Raw genomic sequence first — 24,659 nt, 5'->3', positions numbered from 1 at the left:
TTCATCGGAATCCCCGAGGGGGTCCGGCGTGCCTGCCGCGGATTCCAGCATGATTTCTGTCAGAGTGCTCTGCAGTTTGACTGATTGAAGTCGGAGAGGAAGACATGCGGAAATCGATGGACCGCACCACGCGCGGCGTCGTATGCGCACCGACCTCCGACGTGAGAAGCCCGGCGGTCACCGGGAAACCCGCGGTCATCACGGTTCCGGCGGTCACCGAATCCGGCCGGCAGGCGCCTCGGCTGCCCGCCTGCCGCAGCACTCCCGGAGGTGATTCCGGCGCATTCGAGAGGACGCCGGAACCGCGGCCCGGAGACTATCGGCGCGCTTTCCGCTTCACCACCCGCCCTCGGGGAAATCTGCTCGGCTCGCGCTTCCTGCGGACCGGTACCAGGCGCTGAGCGGCACCCCGGCAATTCCCGCAGAGATTTCTGTCAGCTCGGTCATCAGGGGAGCAGTGCGTGCTGCCGCAAGACCCGCAGTGCCAAGAGCGGCCAACGGTTCTCCATGTCTCCCGTCCCGTCGACGGCGGGGTCGCCCGGGTCGTCACCGACCTGGTGCGCGCCCAGGCGGCGGCGGGGCTGCGGGCCGTGGTCGCCGCACCGCCCGGAGGGGTGCTGCACCGGGACGCCGCCGCGGCGGGCGCCGAGGTGCTGCCGTGGCCGGCCCGCCGTGTCCCGGGCCCGGCACTCGCCGGGGAGAGGGGACGGCTGGCCCGGCTGATCCGGCGGCTCGGCCCGGACCTCGTCCATACGCACGGCGCCAAGGCCGGGCTCGCCGCCCGCCTGGCCGTCCGGGGCCGGATCCCGACGGTCCATCAGCCGCACACCTGGTCCTTCGAGTCGGCCGACGGGACGGCGTCGTGGCCGGCACTCGGCTGTGAGCGGTACACCGCGCGCTGGGCGGACCGGGTGCTGTGTGTGAGCGAGGCGGAGCGGCTGCGGGGCGCCGAAGCCGGGGTGCCGGCCCGGTGGGCGGTGATCCGCAACGGCGTGGACCTGGACCGTTGCGCCCCCGCCTACCGTGAGGACGCGGTGCGGCGGGCGCTGCGCCGGGACCTGCCCGCACTCGGTGATCTGCCGCCGGACGCGCCGCTGGTGGTGTGCGTGGGGCGGCTGTGTCCGCGAAAGGGCCAGCTGTCGCTGTTGCGGGCCTGGCCCGCGGTCCGCGCCGTCGTCCCCGACGCCCGGCTGGTGCTGGTCGGCGACGGCCCGGACCGGGAGCTGCTGCATGCCGCCGCACCCCCCGGTGTCCGGTTCGCGGGCGCGGCGCGGGACGCCGTCCCCTGGTACCGGGCGGCGGATCTGGTCGTCCTCCCCTCCCACCGGGAGAGCATGGCGCTGGCCCCTCTGGAGGCGATGGCCTGCGGCCGCCCCGTGGTGGTCACCGATGTGGGCGGGGCCCGCGAGAGCCTGCCGCCCGGGGCCGCACCGCACTGTCTGGTGCCGGCCGCGGACCCGGCCGCCCTGGCAGGGGCCGTATGCGGGCTGCTGACCCGCCCTCAGCTGCGCGGCGCGCTGGGCCGGCGGGCCCTGGAGCACATGCGGGCGGAGTACGACGTGCGGGACACCGCGGCGGCCGTCCTCGGGCTGTACCGCGAACTGCTCGGCGCGGCGTGCGGGGAGAGCAGGGAGCGGGTCAGCCGATGACGACGGACCGCGCGGACGCCCCCCTTGCCGGCCGGGCCCTGCCCCCGTCGGCGGTGCCCCGGCCGACGGCCGCCACGGGCCGCCCGCCCCGCGGCCCGGTCCCGAAGACGCTGCCCCCGCCCCGGCCCGGCCGCGGCCTGCGGCGGCGGACCGTCGCCTCGCTGCTGGCCGCCGACTGCCTGGCCACCGCGGGCGCCGCGCTGCCCGCCCTGGGCACCGCCGCGCCGCCGGCGGCGCTCACCGCCCTGGTGCCGGCCGCGCTGCTGCTCCACTGCCGGGCCGGTCTCTACCGTCCCGGCCCCGCCCCGCGCGCGCTGAACGACCTGCCGAGGGTGCTGGGCCGGGCCGCCGTCCTGTGGTGCGCGGCGGCCGCGGTGCTCGCCGCCGTCCACCCCGGGCGGGCGCTGCCACCGGTCGTGCTGTCGGGCGCGGTGGCGGCACACACCCTGCTGGTCTGCGGCGGCCGGGCCACGGTCTACCGGGCGCGCCGCAACGCCGCCCGCCGCCGGCCGCGCGCCGCCCTGATCGTGGGCAGCGACCCGGCAGCCCGGCAGCTGGCCGCCGTGCTGGACGCCCGCCCCGAGTACGGCATGCGCCCGGTGGGCCTGGTCCCGCCGGCCCCGCTGCTGCCCGGCGGCCCCGCCGCTCCCCCGGCCCGCGGAGGGCTGCCGCGGCTCACCTCGGTGCCGGACCTCGCCCGGGCTGTCATCCAGCACACCGTGCGGGACGTGGTGTTCACGCTGCCGCCGTACGGCGATCCGCACACCGCCGCGCTGCTGCGCCGCTTCGTCGACCAGGGCTCCGCGATCTGGCTGGCCGGTCCGGCAGCCGCCCGCGAGGGCCGCCCGCCGCGTCCGGGCACCGACCATCTGTGGGGCTTCGCCTGCCGCCGCCTGGACACCGCCCCGCCGCGGCACGGCGGCCGGCGCAAGCGGGCGCTGGATCTCGCGCTGGCCGCTCCGGCGCTGGTGGTCGCGGCCCCGGTGCTGCTGGGCTGTGCGCTCGCGGTACGGCTCGCCGACGGGCCCGGCGTGCTGTGCCGGCAGGAACGGACCGGCCGGGACGGGCGCGGCTTCACCCTGCTGACGTTCCGCACCGTGCGCGGGCCCGCGGCGCAGGAGGAGACGAGCCGGCGGGGCGTGGCGGACGAGCGCCCGACGAGCCGGGCCGGCCGGCTGCTGCGGCGCACCGCGCCGGCGGGGCTGCCGCAGCTGTGGAACGTGCTGCGCGGCGACATGAGTCTGGTGGGTCCCCGCCCGGAGCACCCCCGCGTCGTCCAGCGTCGCACCGAGGCCTGCCCGGAGTACGACGCCCGGCACCGGATGCGGCCGGGCCTGACGGGACTCGCGCAGGTGCACGGGCTGCGCGGCGGCGCCAGCGCCGAGGACCTGGCCCGCTTCGACAACCTCTACATCGACAGCTGGTCGCCGTGGCAGGACATCCGGATCCTGCTGCGCACCGCGGCCTCGCCGTGGCGGCGGGAGCGCGGATGAGCACGGGCGCGCCGGCCCGCGCCGCCGGTGGCCGGGCGATCGCGGCGGCATCGCACACCGGCGCCGCACCGCACACCGGCGCCGCACCGCAAGCACCTTCCGCACCCGCCACACCCCCGTGCGCCGCCCCCTACGAGACCACCACCCCGGCCGCTACCCCAGGAGGCATCCGGTGAAGGTTCTGCACGTCATTACGGGCCTCGACGTGGGCGGCGCCGAGCAGCAGCTGCGATTGCTGCTGCGCCGGCTGCCCGCGCACTGCGAGGTCGTCACCCTGACCCGTCCGGGCCCGGTCGCCGAGGGCATCGAGGCCGACGGCACCCCCGTCACCCACCTCAAAATGACCGGCAACCGGGACCTGACCGCGCTCCCCCGCCTCGCCGGACTGATCCGCGACGGCGGCTACGACCTGGTGCACACCCACCTCTACCGGGCCTGCGTCTACGGCCGGGTCGCCGCCCGGATGGCCGGCGTACGGGCGGTGGTGGCCACCGAGCACTCACTCGGCGATGCGGTCATCGAGGGCCGCCGGCTGACCCGGGGCGTCCGTACGCTCTACCGGGCCACCGAACGGCTGGGGACGGCCACGGTCGCCGTCTCGGACACCGTCGCCGCCCGGCTGCGCCGCTGGGGCGTACCGGAGCAGCGCATCCATGTGGTGCCGGGCGGCATCGAGGCGCACCGTTTCGCCTTCGATCCGGCCGCCCGGGCCCTGGTCCGCACCCGGCTGGGACTGCCGCTGGACGCGTTCGTGGTCGGCGGGGCCGGCCGGCTGGTGCCCGGCAAGCGGTTCGGTGTGCTGGTCCGGGCGGTGACCCAACTGCCGGGCGTACATCTGCTGTTGGCGGGCGCGGGGCCGGAGCGGGAGACGCTGCGCCGGATGGCGGAGCAGTTCGGCTCGGGCGACCGCATCCATCTGCTGGGCGAGCGCGACGGGGCGGTCGACGCCGCGTCCGACGGGCGGGGAGCCGCCGCGTGGGGAACCGGGGGCGGACGGGGAACCCACGCCCGGTCAGCCCCTCCCCAGGGCCCCGAAGGCCCCGACATCCCCGGCCTGCTCTCGGCCATCGACGTCTTCGTCTCGCCCTCCCCGGACGAGGCGTTCGGCCTGGCCGTCCTGGAAGCGCTCGGGTCCGGGCTGCATGTGCTCTACGGCAGCTGTCCGGCGGTCGACGAACTCCCCGCCGACCAGGCCCCCGGCGCCCGGCGCTTCAGCCCCGGCGTCCACGAACTCGCCACCGCACTGCGGGAGCTGAGGCGCCACGGGCCGGGCCGGCTGCCGGTTCCGCCGGTGGTGCGGCGCTACGACATCACCCGCAGCGCCGAGGCACTGATGTCCGTGTACGAGCAGGCGGTGGCCGTCGCCCCGGCCCGGCGCCGGAACCCGGCGGCGGTGCCCCTGCCGCAGGGCCGCCCGGCGGCGCTGTCCGCGGCGGCCGTCTCCCTGCCGGATCCGGCCCGGCCGCCCGCCCCGTCCCCGCTCTCGAACAGATAGCCACGCCCGGCCCGGCCGCGCCCCTCCGCCCGGCGGTGTGCCCGCTCCGCCCCCGCGGTCGCTTCCGTCCGTACCGCACCAAGAGAAAGAGCAGGGAGCTTCCATGTACGACCTCGTGGTGGTGGGCGCCGGCCCCTACGGACTCTCGGTCGCCGCGCATGCGGCGGCGGCCGGGCTGCGGCTGCGGGTCCTGGGCCGGCCGATGGCCACGTGGCGCGACCACATGCCCGACGGCATGTTCCTCACCTCCGAGCCCTGGGCCTCCCCCCTCTCCGACCCGGACGGCAGCCACACCCCGGCCGCGTACGGCGCCGCCCACGACCTGACCACCGAGCACGGCGTCCCGCTGCCGCTCGGCACCTTCACCGCGTACGGCAGATGGTTCGGCGAACGGGCGGTACCGCAGATCGAGGAGGTCACCGTCACCTCCGTACGCCCGGACGGCGACGGCTTCCACGTCGGCACGGACACCGGCGAGCGGATCGCGGCCAAGGCCGTCGCGCTCGCCGTCGGCGTGATGCCGTTCGTCCACCGGCCCTGGCCGCTGCTCGAACTCCCCCCGCACCTCGCCTCGCACAGCAGCGACCACCGCGACCTGCGCCGCTTCTGTGGTCAGGACGTCACCGTGATCGGCGCCGGCCAGTCCGCGCTGGAGACCGCGGCCCTGCTCGCCGAACAGGGCGCCCGGCCCCGCCTCGTGGCCCGCACCGACCGGCTGCGCTGGAACGCCCCGCCGCAGCCGCTGGAGCGCGGCCGGCTGCGCGCGCTGCGCGACCCGCACTCCGCGCTGGGCACCGGCTGGCCGAACCGGCTGTGGTCACAGGCCCCCTGGGCGGTGCGCCGGCTGCCCGCCGCGACCCGGCTGCGGATCGCCGAGACGAGGCCGGGCCCGGCCGGCGCTTGGTGGCTGCGGGAGCGCTTCGAGCAGACGGTGCCCACCTTGCTGAACCACCGGATCCGGGCGGCGACCGCTCACCACGACGGGGTGCGCCTCCACCTCACCCATGCGGAGGGCGGTACCGAGACCCTGGACACCCAGCACGTGGTGGCGGCCACCGGATTCCGCCCCGACCTCGGGCGGCTGCGGCTGCTCGTCCCCCCTGTGCGCACCATGCTGCGGACGGTGGGCGGCAGCCGGGCGCCCGAACTGAGCTGCTGCTTCGAGTCGTCCTGGCCCGGCCTGTTCTTCGCGGGACTGCTGACCGCCCCGTCGTTCGGCCCGTCGATGCGCTTCGTCCACGGCGCGGCCTTCACCGCGACGCGGCTGCTGCGCGGCGTACAGCGCCGACTCGGTGACCGGCGCGGCGCCACCACCATCCCCCGCCCGGCGCGGGACGGCGCACCGGCCGCGCACGGGACGTAAGGCGCGCCCGGCCGGCGGCCGGCCTCACTGACAGCGGTCGACGGCCTCGATGGTGCGGGCCGCCTCGCCGAGTGCCGCCCGCAGCACGGCCGGGTCGGTGGCCTCGGCGCCCGCACCCTCCGGGGACACCAGCCAGCCGCTGCCGGTCACCGGCGGGTGTGCCGCGGCCCCTTCCCCGCACAGCGCCCCCAGCGCGATGCCCCTCCCGGAGGTCTGGGTACACGCGCTGCCCGGCACGTCCCAGCCCGCCGCGGTACCCGCGGGCACCAGAAAGCCGAGGGTGTCGCAGACCCCGTCGTGCAGGACCGGGCCGACACCGTCCCGCAGCCGGAGGATGTCCACGGCCTCCAGCCCCTGCCGGGCGGGCACCGTCACGAGGTCGCACGCCTGCGCCGGTACGGCCGGTGCCCCGTCTGCGACGGCCTGGCCCGCGGACCCGTTGCCGCCCCTGCTCACGCCGGTCTCCCACACGGAGAACCCCTCCTCCTGCACACACCCGACCCTTTACACCGACTTCAACGGTCAGGCGTGTCAACAGCTACGGCGGCGTAACGCTGCAAAGGATGGCAGTTCATGGCAGATCGTGCGCGAGATATCCGATTTGTGGCCAAACTCTGCGTATCGGAGCCATCACAGCCGGTACGGTCAACCCGCCGCACCGCCAGGAGGCGGCATCGTCACCTGATGGCACGGAGAGGGCACGGAGAGGGTCCGCCATGGCGTCGCCACCAGCAAGTTCAGCGTCGTCCCGCACCGTACCCGCCCGCCCGAACCTCGCTTTCCGACAGCTGCGCGGCCGGCTGTCACCGGGCGAGTTCGCGGCGGCGGTCCGACGGTCCGCCCGTGAGATCGGTGAACAGGTCTCGTGCGACGCCCGCTATGTGGGCCGCGTCGAGTCCGGGGAGATCCGGTGTCCGAACTACGCCTACGAGCGGGTGTTCCGGCACATGTTCCCCGGGCTCACGCTGCCCGACATGGGGTTCGCGCCGCGCGAGGCGGTACGCGGACGGGGGGCGCGTACCGCGGCGGCCGGCGCCGCGCCCCTGGCAACCGACCCCGACCACCGCGATACCTGTATCCAGATCCACGAGGAGAGCGACGTGCTGCGTCGCGCGTTCATCACCGGCGGCCCGGCGGCAGCCCTGGGCTTTGCCGCACTGCACCCCATCGAGGCCGCTGCCGCCGCCGCATCCGCCCATGTGCCGGGCCCGCGCGCCGCGGCCGGCGGCCGCGCCGGTGCCGCCGAGGCCACCGCCGTCGAGGAGGCGGTCCGGCAGATCCGGCTGCTGGACGACCGGCACGGCGCGGAGGGCATCTACCGCCGCGCCACCCAGCCGCTGCGCGCCGCCTACGAGTTGCTGGACGCGGGCGTCCAGCGCCGCTCGGTGTCCGACCGGCTGCACGCCGGGGCGGGGGAACTCGCCATCACGGTCGGCTGGCTGGCGCATGACTCGGGCCGCTTCGGCGACGCCCGCTCGCACTACGCGGAGGCGCTGGCCACCGCCCGGGTCTGCGGCGACGCGGCCCTGGAGGCGCACGCCTTCTGCAATACGGCCTTCCTCGCCCGCGATGCCGGGCGTCCGCGCGAGGCCGTGCGCGCCGCGCAGGCGGCCCAGCAGGCCGCCCGGCATCTGGCCTCGCCGCGGCTGCTGTCGCTGCTGGCGCTGCGCGAGGCGGGCGGCTGGGCGGTGCTGGCGGACCGCTCCGGCTGCGAGCAGGCGCTGGCCCGGGCGGAGCGGCACTTCGCGGGCGGGCCGCGGGACGGCGACCCGGAGTGGATGTCGTTCTACGGCGAGGCCGAACTGGCGGGCTTGGAGGCGCAGTGCTGGTCGGCCTTGGGTGAGGCCGGGCGCGCGGTGGAGCACGCGCGCCGGGCGGTGGCGCTGCAGGACCCCCACTTCACCCGCAATATCGCCCTGTTCACCGCGGAGCTCGCGGGCGATCTCGCGGACAGCGGGCAGCCCGAGGAGGCCGCCGCGGCCGGGGTCCGGGTGCTGGCGCTGCTGGAGCAGGTCCGCTCGGCCCGGATCCGGTCGATGCTGGACGGCACGGCCCGGACGCTGCGGGCGCATCGCGACCGCGGCGCGGTCACCGGCTTCCTGGAGCGGCACGCGGCATCGGCCGCGCCGGAGGAGGACGGGACACGGGGGGCGGCCTCAGACGGCTGAGGGCTGGGGGCTGGGGGCTGGGGGCGCCAGGCCGTGCAGCTCCCCCCACCCCCGAACCCACCCCCGCCCCCTCCCCCGAAGGGGGAGGAGGGGGGAGGGGGCGGGGGAAGCGCCACGGCGGGGCGGGGAAGCACCACACGGCACGGTCACGGCACGGCCGACGCCCGAGCACGGTCAACGCACGGCCGACGGCCGCACGCTCCCCCCGCCTCCTCCCCCACGGCTCCCGCCACGTCGCTCAGCCGAGGTGCCCCGTGTCGTTCCACCGCTCGATGGCCGGGTCGCCGTAGGCCCAGCCGAGCACCGACAGGGAGGTCGGTTCCAGCCGGATCCGGGCGGCGAAGGAGATGTCCAGGCCCAGCCAGCGGGCGCCCAGGGAGCGCAGGATGTGGCCGTGCGCGAAGACCAGCACGTCACGGTCGGCCGACCGCGCCCAGTCGACGACCTCGTCCGCCCGCGCGGCGACCTCGGCGAGCGTCTCGCCCTCCGGCACACCGTCGCGCCAGATCAGCCAGTCCGGCCGCCCCGACTTGATCTCGGCCGGCGTCAGGCCCTCGTACGCGCCGTAGTCGAACTCCATCAGCGCGTCCCACTGCTGCGCCCGGTCGCCGAAACCGGCCAGCTCGCAGGTCTCCTTGGCGCGCACCAGGGGGCTGGTACGGACCTCGACGCCCGGGAGGCCGTTCCAGGGGGCGCGGTGCAGCCGCTCGCCCAGCAGCTTGGCGCCGCGCCGGCCCTCGTCCAGCAGCGGGACGTCCGTACGGCCGGTGTGCCTGCCGGACAGGGACCACTCGGTCTGCCCGTGCCTGGCCAGGAAAATGCGCGGTGCCATGGTCGTACCTCTCGCCGGCTTCCCGGCTGGTCGTTCTCGGTGCGGGCGGCGTTGACCGCGGGCTTTCCATCATCGCGCACCGGGTCGTTTTGTCCCCGGCCGGGGCGGCCGCCCTGCCGCCGACCCGGTGGCGGGGCCTGTTCCCTGCCGGGCGCGCGGTCCGGGCGCGGGGCGTGCCGCGGTCCGCGCCCGGGAGCTGCCCGAGGTCTGTGAGGGGGGCCGCCCGAGGCCTGCCCGGAGCCCGTCCGGGGCCTGCCCGGGACTTACGGGGCACTCGGCCGGGATGTGCCCGGACGTGCCGGGAACCCGTCGGGACGACGCCGCCGTACACCGTACGGCCGCCACCGGGAGCCGTCTCCGCCGCCGGCCGGTCCGTGGGTGGTCCCCCCGCGTGTCAGTGCCGGATGCGAGACTTCCGCGGGTGAACGTTTTCCGCGACAGCCGCCCCGCGCCGGCCGCCTCCTCGGCCGGGTCGCCGACGGCGGCACCGAGTCTGCCGCCGGAGGCAGCTCCCCGCGTGGGCCGGGCCAGGCTCACCGAGCTGCGCGGCCCCGGCGTACACCCCCGTCCCCTCGACGCCCGCGCACTGGCCGCGCTCGCCGCCAACCCCGGCTGCCACCGCCGTGCGCTGCTGGACGGCGCGGGCATCGACAAGGGCGCGCTGGCCAGGGCGCTGGGCTCGCCCGCGGCGTACGGCCAGTCCCAGTTCGCGCTCGTCCGCGGCACCTCCTTCGAGGCCCGGGTGAAGGCCGACGGCGGCACGGAACTGCTGCGGCTGGTGCACGAGCGGCTGGCGCCCGGCACCCCGGCGCCCGGGCCCGAGGAGGTCGCCACCCCGGATCTGTCCGCGGCCGGGCCCGCGGGCCGGGCGGCGCGCACGGCGCTGGCGCTGCGCGACGCGACCGCGACCGGCGGCTGGGCCCTGCTCGACCACCCGATGCTGGCCGTCGAAGTGGCCGGCTCGCCCGCCTACGTGGAGCCGGACGCGGTGGTGGTGCATCCGGACGGCAGCTGGACGGTCGTCGAGATCAAGTCCTTCCCGATGATCGACGGTTCGGCGGACGCCGCCAAGGTGGGCGCCGCGGCGCGGCAGGCGGCGGTGTACGTCCTCGCCCTGGAGCCGGTGGCCCGGCACGCCGGCGCCCGCACCGGCCGCACGGTCCACGTCCGCGACCGGGTGCTGCTGGTGTGCCCGAAGGACTTCTCCAACCTCCCCACGGCCGCCGCCGTCGACGTCCGCAAGCAACTGGCCACCACCCGGCGGCAGCTGGCCCGTCTGACCCGGGTCGAGGAGATCGCCGCCGCCCTGCCCGCGAAGACCACCTTCGACCTGCGGCTCGCGGACGACGGGAAGACGGCGACCCGCCCGCCCGAGGAGCTGGCCGAGGCCGTCGAGGCGGTCGGCGCGGCCTACGCCCCCGAGTGCCTGGCCGCCTGCGAGCTGGCCTTCCACTGCCGTACGCGCGCCCGCCAGGACGGCGCGGTGGAGACGCTGGGGCGCGGTGTACGGGGCGAGTTGGGCGGCCTGCGCACCATCGAGGAGGTGCTGACGGCGGCCGGCCCGGACGGGGCGGGCCCCGCGGACCCGGACGAGGAGGAGGACCCGGCCGTGGTGGCGCTGCGCCGGGCCGCCGCGCTGCGCGCCGAGGCGCTGGCCGGCGCCGCCGTGCCGACGCCGCGGACGGAGGAGATGGGATGTCACTGATCGAGACGCTGGCCCGGATGGAGGCGGTCGCCGCGGGCCGGGCGCAGCCGCGCTGCACGGCCCTGCACCGCCATCTGTCCGAGCGCCCTTTGGTCTTCGTCCCGCTGACGACCGCGGGCGAGGCCGGCGCCCCGCTGGGCGCGCTGGTCGGCACGGACCGCGAGAAGCCGGTGCTGCTGGCCGTTCCGCAGCCGCGCGACCGCGATCTGCGGTTCGCCTTCCTCGCCGAGCTGGCGGAGACGGTGCTGCCGTATGTGGACGGCTACGCGGACGCCATCGGGTGGGAGGAGCGCAAGGAGACCGATCCGGAGACCGGCAAGAAGGTCCCGGTGCAGGTCGAACTGTGTGCGGACGCGCCGCAGTTGATCGTGCCGAGCGCCGCGGGGATCGAGTTCGTCCGGCTGCTGGGACGCTCGATGCGGTTCCGGCGCACGGCCGAGCAGGAGCCGGAGACGCCGTACCCCGCGCCGCCGCACGTCCCGCTGCTGGGCCGCTGGCTGACCCATTTCGGCGAGCGGGCACGGGTTCCGGGCGCGAGCCTGCTGCTGTCCATGACGGGCCTGCTGACCCGCCACTGGGCGACCGGCCAGAGCGTGCTGGAGGACCAGCACCTGGGCGCCCTGCTCTCCTGGATCGACCCGCCGCCGGGGATGTCGGGCCGGGAGGCGGCCGAGCGTGCGGAGTCGGCGCGCGACGCGGCGGGGCAGCTGCTGTGCCCGCCGGCCGGCCCGGCCACCGACCCGGCGTTCGACAACCGGCTGCTGGCCCCCGCGATGGCCCGTTACGACGCCGGGCTGCCGGGCGCCGAGGACGCGCTCCGCGCCCTGGTCGAGGGGCAGTTGCGGCCGGCCTGGGACGCCGTCTGGCACGGCCTCGACCTGCTGCGGGCGCTCCCCGAGGGCGCCCACGTCGCCGACCGCTGGAAGCGCGACCGCTGGTCGTACACGGCGCACCGCGACCGGGTGCGCGCCGGGGAGCCCCCGCAGCCCCGGCAGGACGACGCGGTCACCGCCGCGCAGAAACTGTCCGCCCGGGAGACGGCCCAGGCCCAGCTGGACGCCCAGGAAGCCCTGGACGATCCGCTGGTGATGGCGGGGCGGCGGCTGGCCGGCGAGGCGTTCCAGGGCACGGTCACCGCCGTCGAGATGGCCTTCTCCGAGGGCAAGCGGCCGATGCCGCGCCCGCTGGTGACGCTGTGGACGGCCGACCGCCCGCAGCTGTCCGAGGGTGGCAAGCTCTACCGCCCCCTCGCGGACGGCAGGGCGCAGACCGCTGCCTACGTCGCGCCCGTGGCCGGGGAGCCGGGCGCCCTGGTGGTGCGGCTGACGGGCGGGATGGGGCGCGGGAAGACCCCCGAGCCCGGTTCGGTGCCGGAGCCGGACGACACGGTGTGCTGGACGCTGTTCGAACACGCCCCGCGCGGCGGCCCGGAGCTCCCGGACCCCGAGGACACCCCGTGGACCCACGGCGGCCCCCCGCCCGGCCCCACCGGCCCCGCGCAGGCGCCGTACGAGACCCCCGACCCCGTGACCACGGAGGACTTCCTGTGAACCGCGCCCGGCACCCGGCCGCCCCGGGGAGCATTGCCGTATGACGGCCCCTCAGGACTCCCCCGCACCCGTGCCCGCCCCCGCGGCCAAGAGCTTCGACCCGGCCGCGGCGGCCGCGGCGGCCACCGAAGCGATCCTGCGCGACACCCTGCACGGCTCCCGGCGCGGGGTGGTCGTCGACTCCCCGCCCGGCGCCGGCAAGTCCACCCTCGTGGTGCGGGCGGCCCGCGAACTGGCCGCCGCCGGACGCCCGCTGATGGTGGTCGCGCAGACCAACGCCCAGGTCGACGACCTCGTGCTGCGGCTCGCCGAGAAGGACCCCCAGCTGCCGGTCGGCCGGCTGCACAGCAGCGAGCCCGGCGCGTTCGACCCGGCGCTGGCCGGACTGCCCTCGGTCCGTACGTCCGCGAAGGCCGCCGATCTGGCCGGGATGGACATCGTCGTGTCGACGGCCGCGAAATGGGCCTACACCAAGGTCGACGAGCCCTGGCGGCACGCCATCGTGGACGAGGCCTACCAGATGCGCTCCGACGCGCTGCTGAGCGTCGCCGGGCTCTTCGAGCGGGCACTGTTCGTCGGCGACCCGGGTCAGCTGGACCCGTTCAGCGTGGTCGGCGCGGAGCAGTGGGCGGGGCTGGCGTACGACCCGTCCGCGAGCGCGGTCTCCACCCTCCTGGCCCACAACCCCGATCTGCCGCAGCACCGGCTGCCGGTCTCCTGGCGGCTGCCCGCCTCGGCCGCGCCGCTGGTCTCCGCCGCGTTCTACCCGTACACCCCGTTCCGCAGCGGTACCGGCCACGGCGACCGCCGGCTGGCGTTCGGGGTGCCGGGCGACGGCTCGGGGGTGGACCGGGTCCTGGACGAGGCCGCGGAGTCGGGCTGGGGCCTGCTGGAACTCCCCGCCCGCCGTACGCCGCGTACGGACCCGGAGGCGGTCCGCGCGGTGGCGCAGGTGGTGCGCCGGCTCCTGGACCGCGGGGGCGCCGCGACCAGCGAGGCCCGGCGGGACCCGGACGGCGGCGCCGTCCCGGTGCCGCTCACGGCGGCCCGGATCGCGGTCGGCACGGCCCACCGCGACCAGGCGGCGGCCGTCCGCGCCGCGCTCGCCGAGCTGGGGGTTTCGGGGGTCGCGGTGGACACCGCCAACCGCCTCCAGGGCCGCGAGTTCGATGTCACGGTCGTCCTGCACCCGCTCTCCGGCCGCCCCGACGCCACCGCGTTCCATCTGGAGACCGGCCGCCTGTGCGTGCTCGCCTCCCGCCACCGGCACGCCTGCATCGTGGTCTGCCGGGCGGGCGTCGCCGACCTGCTGGACGAGCACCCCTCGACCGAGCCGGTCCGCCTCGGCGTCACGGTCAAGTTCCCGGACGGCTGGGAGGCCAACCACGCCGTCCTCGCCCACCTGGCGGAACACCGGGTGGCATGGCGTCCTTGAGGAGGCCGTGACGTCCGGGGAGGGGCGTGGCTACCGAGAGGCGTGGCGTACCGAGGGGCGTGGTGTCAGCCTCCCCTCGACGGCCCGGGGAACGGCGGCGGCGGACACCCGCGCCTGCCCCCTTGCGCGGGGCGGGACAATGGAATGCGGCACACGATCTGGGAGGTAGGTACATGTCCGAGCCGCGACCGGCTCCCGACCCGCGTGGTACGGCGCCGGGACCACGGCGGATGAAGCCCGCGCAGCTGCTCTTCGAGCCGCCCGAGGCCGTCACCGACCCCGAGCACTTCTTCGGCCTGGAGTCGATGGAGGACCCGCGCGAGCTGCTCGGCCGCGCCACGGAGCTGGCGCTCGCCTTCCGCGCCGCGGCCGACCGCGCCACGGAGTTCCAGGCACTGGCCGCCGCCCAGCTCGCCGACCCCAGCCGGTTCGACCGGATGCCGCTGGCCGCGCTCGCCGAGCAGGCGGAGTGGACCGAGGACTACGCCCGGAAAATGATCGAGTTCGGCCGCGGCCTGATGCGCAGCGGCAGCACCCTGCCGGGCGAGACGGACTGAGCGCCCCGGCCCTGCGGCCGCCCCGGGAACCCCCTCCGCACCACCCGCCTCACCACGGCTCATGGTCCATGATCATGAGCCGCTGGCATATGCGAGAGGCGCAAGATACCGGCTCCCGCGGCGCCCCGTCCCGTTTTCCCCCAATCAGCTCAGTGGGCACCCGCCGCATCGGTAGACCTGTCCCCCATGACCGACTGGCTGCCTGAGACACCCCGCACCCTGGCCTTCCCCACCGCGGCGTACGTCACCCTCGCGGGCGCCGACTGGCTCGCCTCCGCCAGCCCCCGCCCGGACGAGATGCACACCCTGTGGGCCACCCGCCCGGCCGCCCCCAGCGCGCTGCCGTGCGGCACCGCCTTCGACGTGATCAACGCCCCGGCGCTCTTCGGACGGCGCATGGTCGACCGGTTGTGGTCCGGCGGCCCCGGCTCGGGCCCGGTGGCGGCACACCGCGGCCGCATCCTGCTGTTCGCCGCCCCGGGGACGGCCCAGCGGCTGCCGGCGCTGCTCGTCTGGGAGGAGTGGGCCGCCGCCGTCCCCCCGCTGCTGTGCCACGGCACTGGCGATGCGGTGACCGTCCCGCCCCTGCACCCCCGCCGGACGGCCGCCGGGGACGGGCCCGCCGACGCCGCCCCTCTCCCGGCCGCCGAGGACCTGGCCGGCCCGTCCGTCTCCCGCTGGCTGGTGGCGCCGGACGTCCGCAGCCCCTGGCTGCCCGGTCCGGACGTGCTGCTGTGGGCCTGTCTGCGCGCCGCCCGCTCCCTGGCCGGTCCCGGACGGGAAACCACAGCTCAGCACCGCGTTCCGGCGCTGAGCGCGGGCTGAGACAAACCGATTTTTGCCCTCCCCGGCCATGATGCTAATGTTTTCCCCGTCAGCAGGCGCCGCTAGCTCAGTTGGTTAGAGCAGCTGACTCTTAATCAGCGGGTCCGGGGTTCGAGTCCCTGGCGGCGCACAGACAGTCGAAGGCCTCCACTCCGGTGGGGGCCTTCGTCGTGTGCCGGCGGACTCGCTCCCGACCGGGCCCCTCGCCCGGGCCACCGGCGGGCGTCAGCCGCGGCCGACCTTGACCGCCCAGTCCCCGTCGGTCGTCCGTCCCGCGACCTGGATGCGCACGCCGTCCCGGGCGTCGTCCATGCTCTCCCCCACGCCCAGCGGTGCGTCCGCGAGCGGCGGGTAGACGGAGGTGCCCCCGCAGGCCGAGGTGCCCGGGTGCCCGTCGAGGACCTGCACGGGCCCCGATCCGGAAGGTGTCCCGCTGCGCACGCGGTAGACCAGGACGCCTTCGGTGCACAGGGAGCGGTCGTTGCCCAGGGCACCGCGCGCCTCGATGGCCAGTGCGCTGTCCGGCCCCGTACGGACCACCAGGAGCCTCGGCCGGCGCTGGGACCGGGGCTCCTCGGGGGCGGACAGGGTACGCAGCGAGTGCGGGGCGGGGCTGGTCAGGTCGACGCAGTCCACCTGGCTGTCGGCGATCCAGCCCAGCTTCCACTTGTGCCAGGCGAAGGGGTCGGGCGCCAGACCGAACTGGCTGCCCATGAGGTCCCAGTCACCGACGTAGGTGTCCCAGTCGCCCTTGCCGCTCTGCGGCCGGTGATAGAGGTCCGGCAGGTCGAAGACGTGCCCGGTCTCGTGCGCGAGGACATTGCGGTCCGGCGGGCTCTGCTCGAAGACGGTGACGAACCGGCGCAGATCGCGGTCGTCGGCGTGCATCGGCTGTTGGAGGTTGACGACCTTGGTGGCGTCCGAATCGACGCCGGGCGCGTCCGGGTCGGCGACGAAATAGACCACGTCATAGCGGCCGAAGTCCACCGAAGGGTCGGCGGCGGCGACCGCGTCGCGCAGATAGTCGGAGCGCCGGCCGGCGTCCCAGTCGCGCCGTATCCCGTAGGAGGCGGACGGGCGGGGCATCCGGACCCAGTGGCGCTGGATGTGCGGACGCAGCCGGAACTTCCCGTACGAGGCACGGTCGAAGAAGCCGGAGGTGGCGGGGAAGTAGGCGCGGGAGAGCTCCTGCGGGGTGGCGGACGGCCGGGCGTCCGGAAAGGACAGGAAGATCATGACGGCGTTGAGCGGACGGTCCGGGCGCGGGTAGGCGCCGTTCCAGGTGTCCAGGCCCTCGGAGTGGTGCGCGTCCGTGCGCCCCAGGGCGCAGGAGAGGGCGGCCTCGGAGGCGGTGGCGGGTCCGGCGACGATGGAGGTCGCGATGAGCGCGCTCAGAGAGGTGGCGACGGCCGCGACGCGCCGCAGACGGCGGCGATCCACCCCGTGGGGTGTCCGGGCGCGCGGCACATCTACCTCCAGGGACGGATTCGGAGACCTCATCTACCCTGTGGCGATTTAATGCTATTCGTCCTGTTTTACGTACCCGGACGAGTGACCGGCGTGCCTTCATCGGTTCGTAACGGAAAGTCACAAACAGCCAATGGGGCATTCGGTACGAACAGAGCCGGGCAGAAATGGCCGAAGATCCGTCATGCGAGCGGATGATCACGGCTGCGTCGCTGGATCGGCCGTTGCGCCAGCCTCTATGATCGCCACACTTTCCAGCGCGAGACCCCCCTCCATCACGAGACAGCGCCATGCGGGAGCGAGCAGTGAGCGGACACCCCGACAGTCCGGGCCGCACGCCCGGAGCGACGCTCCCCTCAGTGACGGAGCGTAACGGTACGACCAATGCATCCGCCGATGCCCGGCGTGCCCCCGCCGGCCGCTGCGACGACACCGCGGCCTCGCTCGGCGACTACCGCGCCACCTTCCACGCCGCGCGGCTGGCGATGGCCGTCCTCAACCGCGACGGCCTGGTCCTCGCGGCCAACTCCGCCTTCGGGGAGCTGGTCGGCGCCGACCCGGCCGAGCTGGTCGCCGCGACCGCGGCGGACCTCACCGACCTCGGCGCCGACCCGCTGGTGTGGACCGCCTACCGCGAGGTGCTGTGCGGCCGCAGCGACCGGCTGCGCTGCACCCGCCGCCTCAAACATCCCGAGGGGCACTCCGTCTGGGTGGAGGTCACCGTCGAGCCGCTGACGCCGGAACCGCTCAGCGGCGAGGAGCGGATGCTGCTGTCGGTGGCGGACATCAGCGACCGGCACGATCTGCTGGCCCGGCTGCGGCATCTGCAGATGCACGACCCGGTGACCCGGCTGCCCAACCGGGCGCTGTTCTTCGAGCGGCTTTCCGCCGCGCTGGAGACCGCCTCCATCGCCCCGTCCGGCACCGGCCGGATCGGGCTGTGCTACCTCGACCTGGACGGCTTCAAGGCCGTCAACGACACCCTCGGGCACCGCGTCGGCGACCGGCTGCTGAGTGCGGTGGCCCAGCGGCTGACCCGCATCGCGGAGAGCGCGGCGGAGCGCGGGCCGGGCCGGACGGGGCACCTCGTCGCGCGGCTGGGCGGTGACGAGTTCGCTCTTCTGGTGGAGGGCTCCACCGGCACCGAGCAGCTGGCCGAGCTGGCCCAGTGCGTCCTGGACGCCCTGCAGCGCCCGTTCGACCTGGCCGGGCAGCGGCTCTCGGTGTCGGCCAGCATCGGTGTCGTGGAGCGGACCGCCACCGGCACCACCGCGACCGGCCTGATGCAGGCCGCGGACACCACGCTGTACTGGGCCAAGGAGGACGGCAAGGCCCGCTGGACGCTCTTCGACCCGGAGCGCAACGCCCACCGGATGACCCGGCAGGCGCTCTCCAGCACCCTGCGCCCCGCCGTGGACCGCGGCGAATTCACCCTGGAGTACCAGCCGCTGGTCGGACTGGACGACGGCCGGGCGCAGGGGGTGGAGGCGCTGGTGCGCTGGCGGCACCCGCAGTTCGGGACGCTGTCGCCGAATCGGTTCATCGCCCTGGCGGAGGAGAACGGCGCGATCGTCGAGCTGGGCCGCTGGGTCCTGGAGCGCGCCTGCCACCAGGCACGGGCCTGGCAGCTGGCGCACCCCGGCCAGCCGCTGTTCGTCAGCGTCAATGTGGCCGTACGTCAGGTGTGGGACTCCGACCTGGTCGCGGATGTCGCCGGGATCCTCGCCGAGACCGGGCTGCCGCCGCGGCTGCTGCAGCTGGAGCTGACCGAGTCGGCCGTGATGGGCTCGGCCGGCCGCCCGCTGCAGGCCCTGCAGGCGCTCAGCGACATGGGCGTACGGATCGCCATCGACGACTTCGGCACCGGCTACTCCAACCTCGCCTACCTCAGCCGCCTCCCGGTGTCCGTACTGAAGCTGGACGGCTCCTTCGTCCGCGGCTTCCGCTCGCAGGAGCACCCCAACCCGGCGGACGAGACGATCGTGGAGGCGCTGGTGGCGCTGGCGCACCGGCTCGGCCTCACGGTCACCGCCGAGTGCGTGGAGAGCGCCGAGCAGGCCGAACGGCTCCGCCGGATCGGCTGCGACACCGGGCAGGGCTGGCTCTACTCCCGCCCCGTCGCCCCCGACCGGGTCGAGGCCCTGCTCGACGCGGGCCGGCACACGGGCGCCTGAGGAAGCTCCGCACACCGCGGAGGAGTCCCGCCGCGACGGCGCGCGCCCCTCACGGCCAGGGTCCGGCCACGTCCCCGCCGGCCCCGGCCACCACGTCCGACGCCTGCATCCCGTACGCGTCCGCGATCAGTTCGTACGAGCGCAGCCGGGCCGGGCCGCCGTGGGCATTGGCGGCGATCATCAGTTCGTCGGCGCCGGTGCGCTTGGCGAGATCGTCCAGGCCCTGGCGGACGGCGTCCGGGGTGCCGTGGATGACATTGCCGAGCCAGGTGTCGACGAAGTCCCGCTCCATGTCGCTGAAGCCGTACGCCTCGGCTTCCTCGGGGCTGGGGACCAGGCCGGGGCGGCCGGTGCGCAGCCGGACCATGGACAGCGCGCCGGTCATGACCTGGCGGCGGGCCTCCCGCTCCTCCTCGGCGGCCAGCGCCGCGACGCCGATCAGGGCGTACGGCTCGGACAGCACCTCGGAGGGGCGGAAGGACGCGCGGTAGAGGTCCAGCGCGGGGAGGGTGTTGGCCGCGGAGAAGTGGTGCGCGAAGGCGAACGGCAGACCGAGGGAGCCGGCGAGCCGCGCGCTGAAGCCGGAGGATCCCAGCAGCCACAGGGGCGGCCGGTGCCGGGACTGGACGCCGCCGGGCGAGGTGGCCTGCACCGGTCCCGGGACCGCGTGGATCCTGGCGTAGGGGTGGCCGTCGGGGAAGGAGTCGTCGAGGAAGCGGGTCAACTCGGCCAGCTGCCGGGGGAAGTCTTCCGCCCCCTCGTGCAGTTCGCTGCGCCGCAGCGCCGCGGCGGTGGCCCCGTCCGTGCCCGGTGCGCGGCCCAGGCCCAGATCGATCCGGCCGGGGGCCATCGCCTCCAGGGTGCCGAACTGCTCGGCGATCACCAGCGGGGCGTGGTTGGGGAGCATGACGCCGCCGGAGCCGAGACGGATGCGCTCGGTGTGGGCGGCGAGGTGGGCGAGCAGCACCGCGGGCGAGGAGGAGGCGACGCCGGGCATGGAGTGGTGCTCGGCGACCCAGTAGCGGTGAAAGCCGCGGCGTTCGGCCGTCCGGGCGATGCCGACGGCCGTACGGACGGCGTCGGAGGCGGTGTGGCCGGCGCCGACCGTCACCAGGTCGAGCACCGAGAGGGGGACCGGAGCGGTGCCCGGTGCCGCGCCCCGTATCCCGTCGCCGCTGTCGCGGATCGCCTCGTCGCTGTCCCGGGCCTTGTCTCGCTCGCCGCTCACGGTGCGGGTCCTCCTCGCGTCGGTGGTCTGCGAGGAGGACAACCGGAGCCGTTCTCCACTTATTCCCGGGTCAGCTCGCCGGGCCGGAACGCCCGGTGGAGCGCCGGGTCGGATCGGGCGTGTCTCCTAGACGTGCGCCGTCCGCGAGAAGAGGGTGCCCAGCACCGGGCAGGACACCGTGCGGTCGAGCAGCCGCAGCCCTTCCCAGACCGTCACCTGATTGGCGGTGAGCACCGGCTTGCGCAGCTCCGCTTCGAGGGCCGGCAGATGCTCCGCGGTGTGCAGGGCGGTGTCCGGCAGCAGCACCACCTCGGCGTCGGGATGGTCGCCCGCCCGGGCCAGCGCCAGCACCTCCTCGCTGCCCCAGGTGCCGACCTCGGCGGCGGTGATGATGCCGCTCCCGCGGGTCGAGACGACCTCCGTGCCGGCGGACTTCAAGAACGCGTGGAAGCGCTCGGCCACGTCGTCGGGGTAGGTGGCGGCGATCGCCACCCGCCGGGCCCCGAGCGCCTGGACGGCATGGGCGAAGGCGAAGGAGGTGCTGGAGGCGGGCAGGCCGGCGGTGACGGACAGCTCCCGGACCTGTTCGTGCGCGCCCTCCCAGCCGAAGACGAAGCTGGCGCTCGTACAGGCCCAGACGACCGCCTCGGCGCCGCGCTCCTTGAGCTCGTCGACACCGGCCGCCAGCCGCCCGGCGGAGCCCATCTCCAGCAGCGCGTCGACCCGGTGGGCGTCCTCGCCGATGTCGGTGTGGACCAGCGGCAGACGGACCACGCCGCCCAGGAGCGATTCGAGCCGGGGGTAGTCATCCTCCGCGGAGTAGCCGGGGTAGAGGAAGCCGACCGATGCCATGCAGTTCTCCCTTGCGTGTACGGCTGCGGGTGCAGGGGCTTTCGTGGAGACGGGTGGTTCGTGGGTGCCGGTGGTTCCCGGAGACGGATCCCTTCGTCCGCGCGGGTGCATGCACCGATGCGGAGGGACCTTCCATACGGGTGCGTCCACCGGGTGGTGCGAGGTGCGGAAGGGGCGCGGAAGGGGGCGGAGGGGCGCTGCCGGCGGGTGGGGCCGCACCGGCAGCATCCGTGGTGGTACGGGCAGGTGCCCACCCGCCTCACACCGGGGGCAGACCTCCCGTGTCCTCGGGTGGACAGTACGGGGGTTCCAGTCCGTCGAGGACTTCCCCGTCCGGCGCCGGGGCGGATCCGGCGAAGGCCGCCTCGGGGGTCGCCCCCGTCAGCCCTTCGCCCGGTCCCGCCTGCTCCGATCCGGTCATCGCGGCCGGGCCGCGGCGCGCCACCGGATCGAGCAGCGCCTGGTACGGGCCGACCGCCTGGACGCCGATGGCGCGCAGCGCCGCCCACATCGTGACCTGGTTGGCGGACAGCACCGGCATCCGCAGCTCGGCCTCCAGCTGCGGGATGACGTCGTAGGTCGGCAGATTCGTACAGCTGATGAAGAGGGCATCGGCGGAGCCGACGACGGCCGCGCGGGCCATGTCGACGACATCGCGGTAGGGCACCTTCCAGATGTGCCGCGTCAGCCCGAGGTAGGCGCGGCCGGTGACCGTGATGCCTGCTTCACCGAGGTAGTCCTCCAGGGAGTCGGTGACCGATTTCGTGTAGGGCGTGACCACGGCGATGCGCCGTGCGCCGATCTCGCGCAGCGCTTCGATCAGTGCGCCCGATGTCGTGAGGGAGACGACCTCCCCCGCCTGGGCCATGGCGGCGCACATGGCCCGCTCGCCCGCCACCCCGGCGACAAAGCTGCCGGACGTGCAGGCATACGAGATGACCTGCGGTGATACCGCGCACAGTGCCTGAACGGCGGACTGCAGCGTTTCGTGCTCGCTGACCAGACGGGCCAGATCCAGGCTGACCTCGACGGGCACAAAAGGGGTGCGGGTGAGGTGGAGGGACACGTCGTCGGGGACCCAGCGCCACAGCTCTCTGTCGAGAGCGAAGTCGAAGGGAGCGACGACGCCCACGCCGAGCTGCGGCTGTGGGCCACCCAGAAAAGAGACGTCCATGAAGGCCCCTAGAACAAAGCGAAGGGCTGGAATGGCCAGGCCAGTGGCCGGGGAGGAAGTGCAGCCGGATCAAGCCGGGACGTCGGAACAGAGCCGTTGTTGACACGGTAGATACGACTTCTTAGCGTGGTCAATCCTCGCATCCCAGGCATCTGTCGGCGCCCCTTTCCAGGGAAAGGGGCACACGTTTCAGAACGGTTTCTGGCCCATGTCCGAAAGCACCGTCCTCGTCCTCGGTTCCGACCCGCCGCCGAAGCTCGACCGGCTCGCCGGCCGGGCCCGGGTGATCTTCACCGATGAGGACTCGCTCGCCGACCGACTCCCCACCGCCGACGTCCTGTTGGCCTGGGATTTCACCTCCGATGCGATCCGCAGAGCCTGGCCGGAGAAGGGCCCCAGGCCCCGGTGGGTGCACACCGCGAGCGCGGGTGTGGACCAGCTGCTGTGCCCGGCGCTGATCGCCGACGACACCCTGGTGACCAACGCCCGGGGGGTCTTCGAGCAGCCGATCGCCGAGTACGTGGCCGGGCTGGTGATCGCCATGGCCAAGGACTTCTACGGAAGTTGGGAGCTGCAGCGGCAGCGGCGCTGGCAGCACCGCGAGACCCTGCGGCTGGCCGGCAGCCGGGCGGTGGTGGTCGGCTCCGGGCCGATCGGCCGGGCCATCGGCACCACCCTCCTGGCACTGGGTGTCAAGGTCGATCTGGTCGGCCGCCGGGAGCGCCGGGACGACCCGGAATTCGGCCTCGTCCATGCGAGTGACGCCCTGAACGGCCTCCTGCCCCAGGCGGATTGGGTGGTTTGCGCGGCGCCCCTGACCGAGGCCACCCGCGGCCTGTTCGACAAGGCGGCGTTCTCCCGGATGCCGCCGCGGGCCCGGTTCATCAACATCGGGCGCGGGCCGCTGGTCGTCGAGGACGCTCTGGTCGCGGCGCTGCGCGAGTGGCGGATCGCGGCGGCGGCGCTGGACGTCTTCGAGCAGGAGCCGCTGCCGTCCAACAGCCCGCTGTGGGACGTGCCGCATCTGATCGTCTCGCCCCATATGAGTGGCGACACCCTGGGCTGGCGGGACGCCCTCGCCGAGCAGTTCCAGGACAACTTCGACCAGTGGTCGGCCGGCAAGCCGCTGCACAACCTCGTCGACAAGCGGCTCGGGTACGTACCGGTGCGGTGACGGCGCCGGCTGCCGGACCGGGCGCCACCCGCCCCCGCCACCGTCCCGCCCGGGGCGGCCAACGCTCGGAGGACGCATGACCACCGAACCGACCCACCTCGCCGACCTGACGGCCACCCGCCTGGCGGCCGGGTACGCGGCCGGCGAGTTCTCTCCCGTCGAGGCGGCCCGGGCGGTGCTGGAGCGCGCCGAGGCCGCACAGGCCGCGACGAACTGCTTCACCCGGATTGACCCGGACGAGGCGCTGTCGGCCGCGAAGGAAGCGGAGGAGCGCTGGCGGGCCGGTACCCCTGCCGGGCCGGTGGACGGGGTGCCGGTCACCGTGAAGGACCTGATCCTCACCCGGGGCGTGCCGACGCTGCGCGGTTCGCGGACGGTACGGGCCGAGGGCCCGTGGGAGGAGGACGCCCCGTCGGTCGCCCGGCTGCGGGAGTCGGGGGCGGTGTTCGTCGGCAAGACGACCACCCCGGAATTCGGCTGGAAGGGCGTCACCGACAGTCCGCGGCACGGGGTGACGGGCAATCCGTACGACCCGGGGCGCACCGCGGGCGGCTCCAGCGGCGGCAGCGCGGCGGCGGTGGCGCTGGGCGCCGGGCCGCTGAGTCTGGGTACCGACGGCGGCGGTTCGGTGCGTATCCCGGCGTCGTTCTGCGGGATCTTCGCGCTCAAGGCGACCTACGGGCGGGTGCCGCTGTATCCGGCGAGCCCGTTCGGGACGCTGGCGCACGTCGGGCCGATGACCCGGGACGCGGCGGACGCGGCGCTGATGATGGAGGTGATCTGCGGCGCGGACTGGCGGGACTGGTCCCAGCTCGGCCCGGCCGGCGGGTCGTTCCGGGAGGCGCTGGCGGGTCCGGTCTCCGGGCTGCGGGTGGCCTACAGCCCGTCACTCGGCTGGGAGGTGCCGGTGGCCCCGGAGGTCGCCGCGGCGGTCCGGGGGGCCGTCGACACGCTGGCCGGGCTCGGCGCGTCCGTCGAGGAGATCGACCCGGGCATCGCGGACCCGGTGGAGGCCTTCCACACGCTGTGGTTCAGCGGCGCGGCCCGGGTGGTGGAGCATCTGGACGACGCTCAGCGGGCGCTGCTCGACCCGGGGCTCCGGGAGATCTGCGAGCAGGGCGCCCGCTACAGCGCGCTGGACTACCTGGCCGCGGTCGATACGCGGATGGCGCTCGGTCAGGCCATGGGACGCTTCCACAGCGCCTACGACCTGCTGGTGACCCCGACCGAACCGATCACCGCCTTCGAGGCGGGCGTCGAGGTACCGCCCGGATCCGGCCACACCCGCTGGACGGGCTGGACGCCGTTCACCTACCCCTTCAACCTCACCCAGCAGCCGGCCGCGACGCTGCCCTGCGGGGTGGACGGCGAGGGGATGCCGATCGGCGTCCAGCTGGTCGGCGCGCGGCACGCGGACGCGCTGGTCCTGCGCGCCGCCCACGCCCTCTACGAAGCGGGGACCGCGGAGATCCCCGCGCCTCCTGCCCCCAGGGGCTGACCGCGGCGTCCCGTCGTCCG

Annotated in this window: 20 protein-coding genes and 1 tRNA gene; 15 read left to right on the top strand and 6 right to left on the bottom strand. The window is 75.1% G+C overall.

Annotated elements, in window-relative coordinates; all coding sequences use genetic code 11:
- Nucleotides 1-461 precede the first annotated feature (461 nt).
- The 5 genes from ABZ851_RS05135 to ABZ851_RS05115 all read left to right on the top strand — a co-directional run bounded on the left by ABZ851_RS05135 (nt 462) and on the right by ABZ851_RS05115 (nt 6,000).
- Complete coding sequence (locus ABZ851_RS05135) at nt 462-1,649, top strand: glycosyltransferase family 4 protein (protein ID WP_361122318.1); 1,188 nt, start codon at nt 462-464, stop codon at nt 1,647-1,649.
- A complete protein-coding gene (locus tag ABZ851_RS05130) occupies nt 1,646-3,142 on the top strand; it encodes a sugar transferase (protein WP_361122315.1) in 1,497 nt (498 codons plus the stop codon). Before ABZ851_RS05135 ends, ABZ851_RS05130 begins: the two co-directional genes overlap by 4 nt.
- The gene (locus tag ABZ851_RS05125) at nt 3,139-3,318 is read left to right on the top strand and encodes a hypothetical protein (protein ID WP_361122312.1); all 180 of its coding nucleotides are present in this window, start codon (nt 3,139-3,141) and stop codon (nt 3,316-3,318) included. Before ABZ851_RS05130 ends, ABZ851_RS05125 begins: the two co-directional genes overlap by 4 nt.
- The gene (locus ABZ851_RS05120; RefSeq protein WP_361122309.1) at nt 3,315-4,637 is read left to right on the top strand and encodes a glycosyltransferase; all 1,323 of its coding nucleotides are present in this window, start codon (nt 3,315-3,317) and stop codon (nt 4,635-4,637) included. The genes ABZ851_RS05125 and ABZ851_RS05120 overlap by 4 nt, the downstream gene beginning before the upstream one ends.
- A gap of 103 nt (nt 4,638-4,740) precedes the next feature.
- Nucleotides 4,741-6,000: an NAD(P)-binding domain-containing protein gene (locus ABZ851_RS05115; protein ID WP_361122307.1), complete on the top strand. Its 1,260-nt coding sequence runs from the start codon at nt 4,741-4,743 to the stop codon at nt 5,998-6,000.
- 24 nt (nt 6,001-6,024) lie between these two features.
- Here the strand turns inward: ABZ851_RS05115 and ABZ851_RS05110 are convergent, their stop codons facing one another.
- Nucleotides 6,025-6,471, bottom strand: a complete 447-nt coding sequence (locus tag ABZ851_RS05110) for a hypothetical protein (protein ID WP_176956518.1) — start codon at nt 6,469-6,471, stop codon at nt 6,025-6,027.
- Nucleotides 6,472-6,716: 245 nt separating this feature from the next.
- Between ABZ851_RS05110 and ABZ851_RS05105 the strand changes: the two genes are divergently transcribed.
- Entirely contained in the window at nt 6,717-8,168 is a 1,452-nt protein-coding gene (locus tag ABZ851_RS05105; RefSeq protein ID WP_361122304.1) for a tetratricopeptide repeat protein, read from the top strand.
- Between the two features lie 238 nt (nt 8,169-8,406).
- On the opposite strand, the gene ABZ851_RS05100 is transcribed toward ABZ851_RS05105, so the two are convergent.
- Nucleotides 8,407-9,000: a histidine phosphatase family protein gene (locus ABZ851_RS05100; RefSeq protein WP_361122301.1), complete on the bottom strand. Its 594-nt coding sequence runs from the start codon at nt 8,998-9,000 to the stop codon at nt 8,407-8,409.
- 517 nt (nt 9,001-9,517) lie between these two features.
- Between ABZ851_RS05100 and ABZ851_RS05095 the strand changes: the two genes are divergently transcribed.
- The 6 genes from ABZ851_RS05095 (at nt 9,518) to ABZ851_RS05070 (ending at nt 15,202) form a co-directional block, all read left to right on the top strand.
- Nucleotides 9,518-10,705 carry a hypothetical protein gene (locus tag ABZ851_RS05095; protein ID WP_361123729.1) on the top strand — a complete coding sequence of 396 codons (1,188 nt, stop codon included), beginning with the start codon at nt 9,518-9,520 and terminating at the stop codon, nt 10,703-10,705.
- On the top strand, nt 10,696-12,255 hold the full coding sequence (locus ABZ851_RS05090) for a hypothetical protein (protein WP_361122298.1): 1,560 nt from the start codon (nt 10,696-10,698) through the stop codon (nt 12,253-12,255). Before ABZ851_RS05095 ends, ABZ851_RS05090 begins: the two co-directional genes overlap by 10 nt.
- A gap of 40 nt (nt 12,256-12,295) precedes the next feature.
- On the top strand, nt 12,296-13,690 hold the full coding sequence (locus ABZ851_RS05085) for an AAA domain-containing protein (RefSeq protein ID WP_361122295.1): 1,395 nt from the start codon (nt 12,296-12,298) through the stop codon (nt 13,688-13,690).
- 173 nt (nt 13,691-13,863) lie between these two features.
- The gene (locus ABZ851_RS05080; protein WP_256331499.1) at nt 13,864-14,247 is read left to right on the top strand and encodes a hypothetical protein; all 384 of its coding nucleotides are present in this window, start codon (nt 13,864-13,866) and stop codon (nt 14,245-14,247) included.
- A 186-nt stretch (nt 14,248-14,433) separates the two neighbouring features.
- The gene (locus tag ABZ851_RS05075) at nt 14,434-15,072 is read left to right on the top strand and encodes a bifunctional DNA primase/polymerase (RefSeq protein ID WP_361122292.1); all 639 of its coding nucleotides are present in this window, start codon (nt 14,434-14,436) and stop codon (nt 15,070-15,072) included.
- A 56-nt stretch (nt 15,073-15,128) separates the two neighbouring features.
- A tRNA-Lys gene (locus tag ABZ851_RS05070) sits at nt 15,129-15,202 on the top strand.
- A gap of 95 nt (nt 15,203-15,297) precedes the next feature.
- Here the strand turns inward: ABZ851_RS05070 and ABZ851_RS05065 are convergent.
- Nucleotides 15,298-16,539 carry a M6 family metalloprotease domain-containing protein gene (locus ABZ851_RS05065; protein ID WP_361123726.1) on the bottom strand — a complete coding sequence of 414 codons (1,242 nt, stop codon included), beginning with the start codon at nt 16,537-16,539 and terminating at the stop codon, nt 15,298-15,300.
- A gap of 359 nt (nt 16,540-16,898) precedes the next feature.
- On the opposite strand from ABZ851_RS05065, the gene ABZ851_RS05060 reads away from it, so the two are divergent.
- Nucleotides 16,899-18,713, top strand: a complete 1,815-nt coding sequence (locus tag ABZ851_RS05060; RefSeq protein WP_361122290.1) for an EAL domain-containing protein — start codon at nt 16,899-16,901, stop codon at nt 18,711-18,713.
- Nucleotides 18,714-18,762: 49 nt separating this feature from the next.
- On the opposite strand, the gene ABZ851_RS05055 is transcribed toward ABZ851_RS05060, so the two are convergent.
- The 3 genes from ABZ851_RS05055 to ABZ851_RS05045 all read right to left on the bottom strand — a co-directional run bounded on the left by ABZ851_RS05055 (nt 18,763) and on the right by ABZ851_RS05045 (nt 21,967).
- Entirely contained in the window at nt 18,763-19,941 is a 1,179-nt protein-coding gene (locus ABZ851_RS05055; protein WP_361122287.1) for an LLM class flavin-dependent oxidoreductase, read from the bottom strand.
- 126 nt (nt 19,942-20,067) lie between these two features.
- Nucleotides 20,068-20,793, bottom strand: coding sequence for a decarboxylase (locus tag ABZ851_RS05050; RefSeq protein WP_311627632.1), 726 nt, complete (start codon nt 20,791-20,793; stop codon nt 20,068-20,070).
- Nucleotides 20,794-21,052: 259 nt separating this feature from the next.
- Nucleotides 21,053-21,967: a decarboxylase gene (locus tag ABZ851_RS05045; protein WP_361122284.1), complete on the bottom strand. Its 915-nt coding sequence runs from the start codon at nt 21,965-21,967 to the stop codon at nt 21,053-21,055.
- Nucleotides 21,968-22,175: 208 nt separating this feature from the next.
- On the opposite strand from ABZ851_RS05045, the gene ABZ851_RS05040 reads away from it, so the two are divergent.
- Both ABZ851_RS05040 and ABZ851_RS05035 read left to right on the top strand, forming a co-directional pair.
- Entirely contained in the window at nt 22,176-23,141 is a 966-nt protein-coding gene (locus ABZ851_RS05040) for a D-2-hydroxyacid dehydrogenase (RefSeq protein ID WP_361122281.1), read from the top strand.
- 76 nt (nt 23,142-23,217) lie between these two features.
- Nucleotides 23,218-24,639 (top strand): amidase, encoded by a 1,422-nt coding sequence (locus ABZ851_RS05035; RefSeq protein WP_361122278.1) that lies wholly within the window; start codon nt 23,218-23,220, stop codon nt 24,637-24,639.
- Nucleotides 24,640-24,659: the final 20 nt, after the last annotated feature.

It is taken from the genome of Streptomyces sp. NPDC047049 (assembly GCF_040643995.1).
In the GTDB taxonomy this organism is placed as follows: domain Bacteria; phylum Actinomycetota; class Actinomycetes; order Streptomycetales; family Streptomycetaceae; genus Streptomyces; species Streptomyces mooreae.
The sequence above is the reverse complement of the archived record's forward strand: the minus strand, read 5'-3'. Positions and strand labels throughout refer to the sequence as shown.

Coding starts and splice junctions, on each gene's coding strand:
- ABZ851_RS05130 (WP_361122315.1), top strand. CDS start 1,646: ATGACGACGGACCGCGCGGACGCCCCCCTTGCCGGCCGGGCCCTGCCC.
- ABZ851_RS05125 (WP_361122312.1), top strand. CDS start 3,139: ATGAGCACGGGCGCGCCGGCCCGCGCCGCCGGTGGCCGGGCGATCGCG.
- ABZ851_RS05115 (WP_361122307.1), top strand. CDS start 4,741: ATGTACGACCTCGTGGTGGTGGGCGCCGGCCCCTACGGACTCTCGGTC.
- ABZ851_RS05085 (WP_361122295.1), top strand. CDS start 12,296: ATGACGGCCCCTCAGGACTCCCCCGCACCCGTGCCCGCCCCCGCGGCC.
- ABZ851_RS05100 (WP_361122301.1), bottom strand. CDS start 9,000: ATGGCACCGCGCATTTTCCTGGCCAGGCACGGGCAGACCGAGTGGTCC.
- ABZ851_RS05045 (WP_361122284.1), bottom strand. CDS start 21,967: ATGGACGTCTCTTTTCTGGGTGGCCCACAGCCGCAGCTCGGCGTGGGC.
- ABZ851_RS05105 (WP_361122304.1), top strand. CDS start 6,717: ATGGCGTCGCCACCAGCAAGTTCAGCGTCGTCCCGCACCGTACCCGCC.
- ABZ851_RS05080 (WP_256331499.1), top strand. CDS start 13,864: ATGTCCGAGCCGCGACCGGCTCCCGACCCGCGTGGTACGGCGCCGGGA.
- ABZ851_RS05090 (WP_361122298.1), top strand. CDS start 10,696: ATGTCACTGATCGAGACGCTGGCCCGGATGGAGGCGGTCGCCGCGGGC.
- ABZ851_RS05075 (WP_361122292.1), top strand. CDS start 14,434: ATGACCGACTGGCTGCCTGAGACACCCCGCACCCTGGCCTTCCCCACC.
- ABZ851_RS05040 (WP_361122281.1), top strand. CDS start 22,176: ATGTCCGAAAGCACCGTCCTCGTCCTCGGTTCCGACCCGCCGCCGAAG.
- ABZ851_RS05035 (WP_361122278.1), top strand. CDS start 23,218: ATGACCACCGAACCGACCCACCTCGCCGACCTGACGGCCACCCGCCTG.
- ABZ851_RS05050 (WP_311627632.1), bottom strand. CDS start 20,793: ATGGCATCGGTCGGCTTCCTCTACCCCGGCTACTCCGCGGAGGATGAC.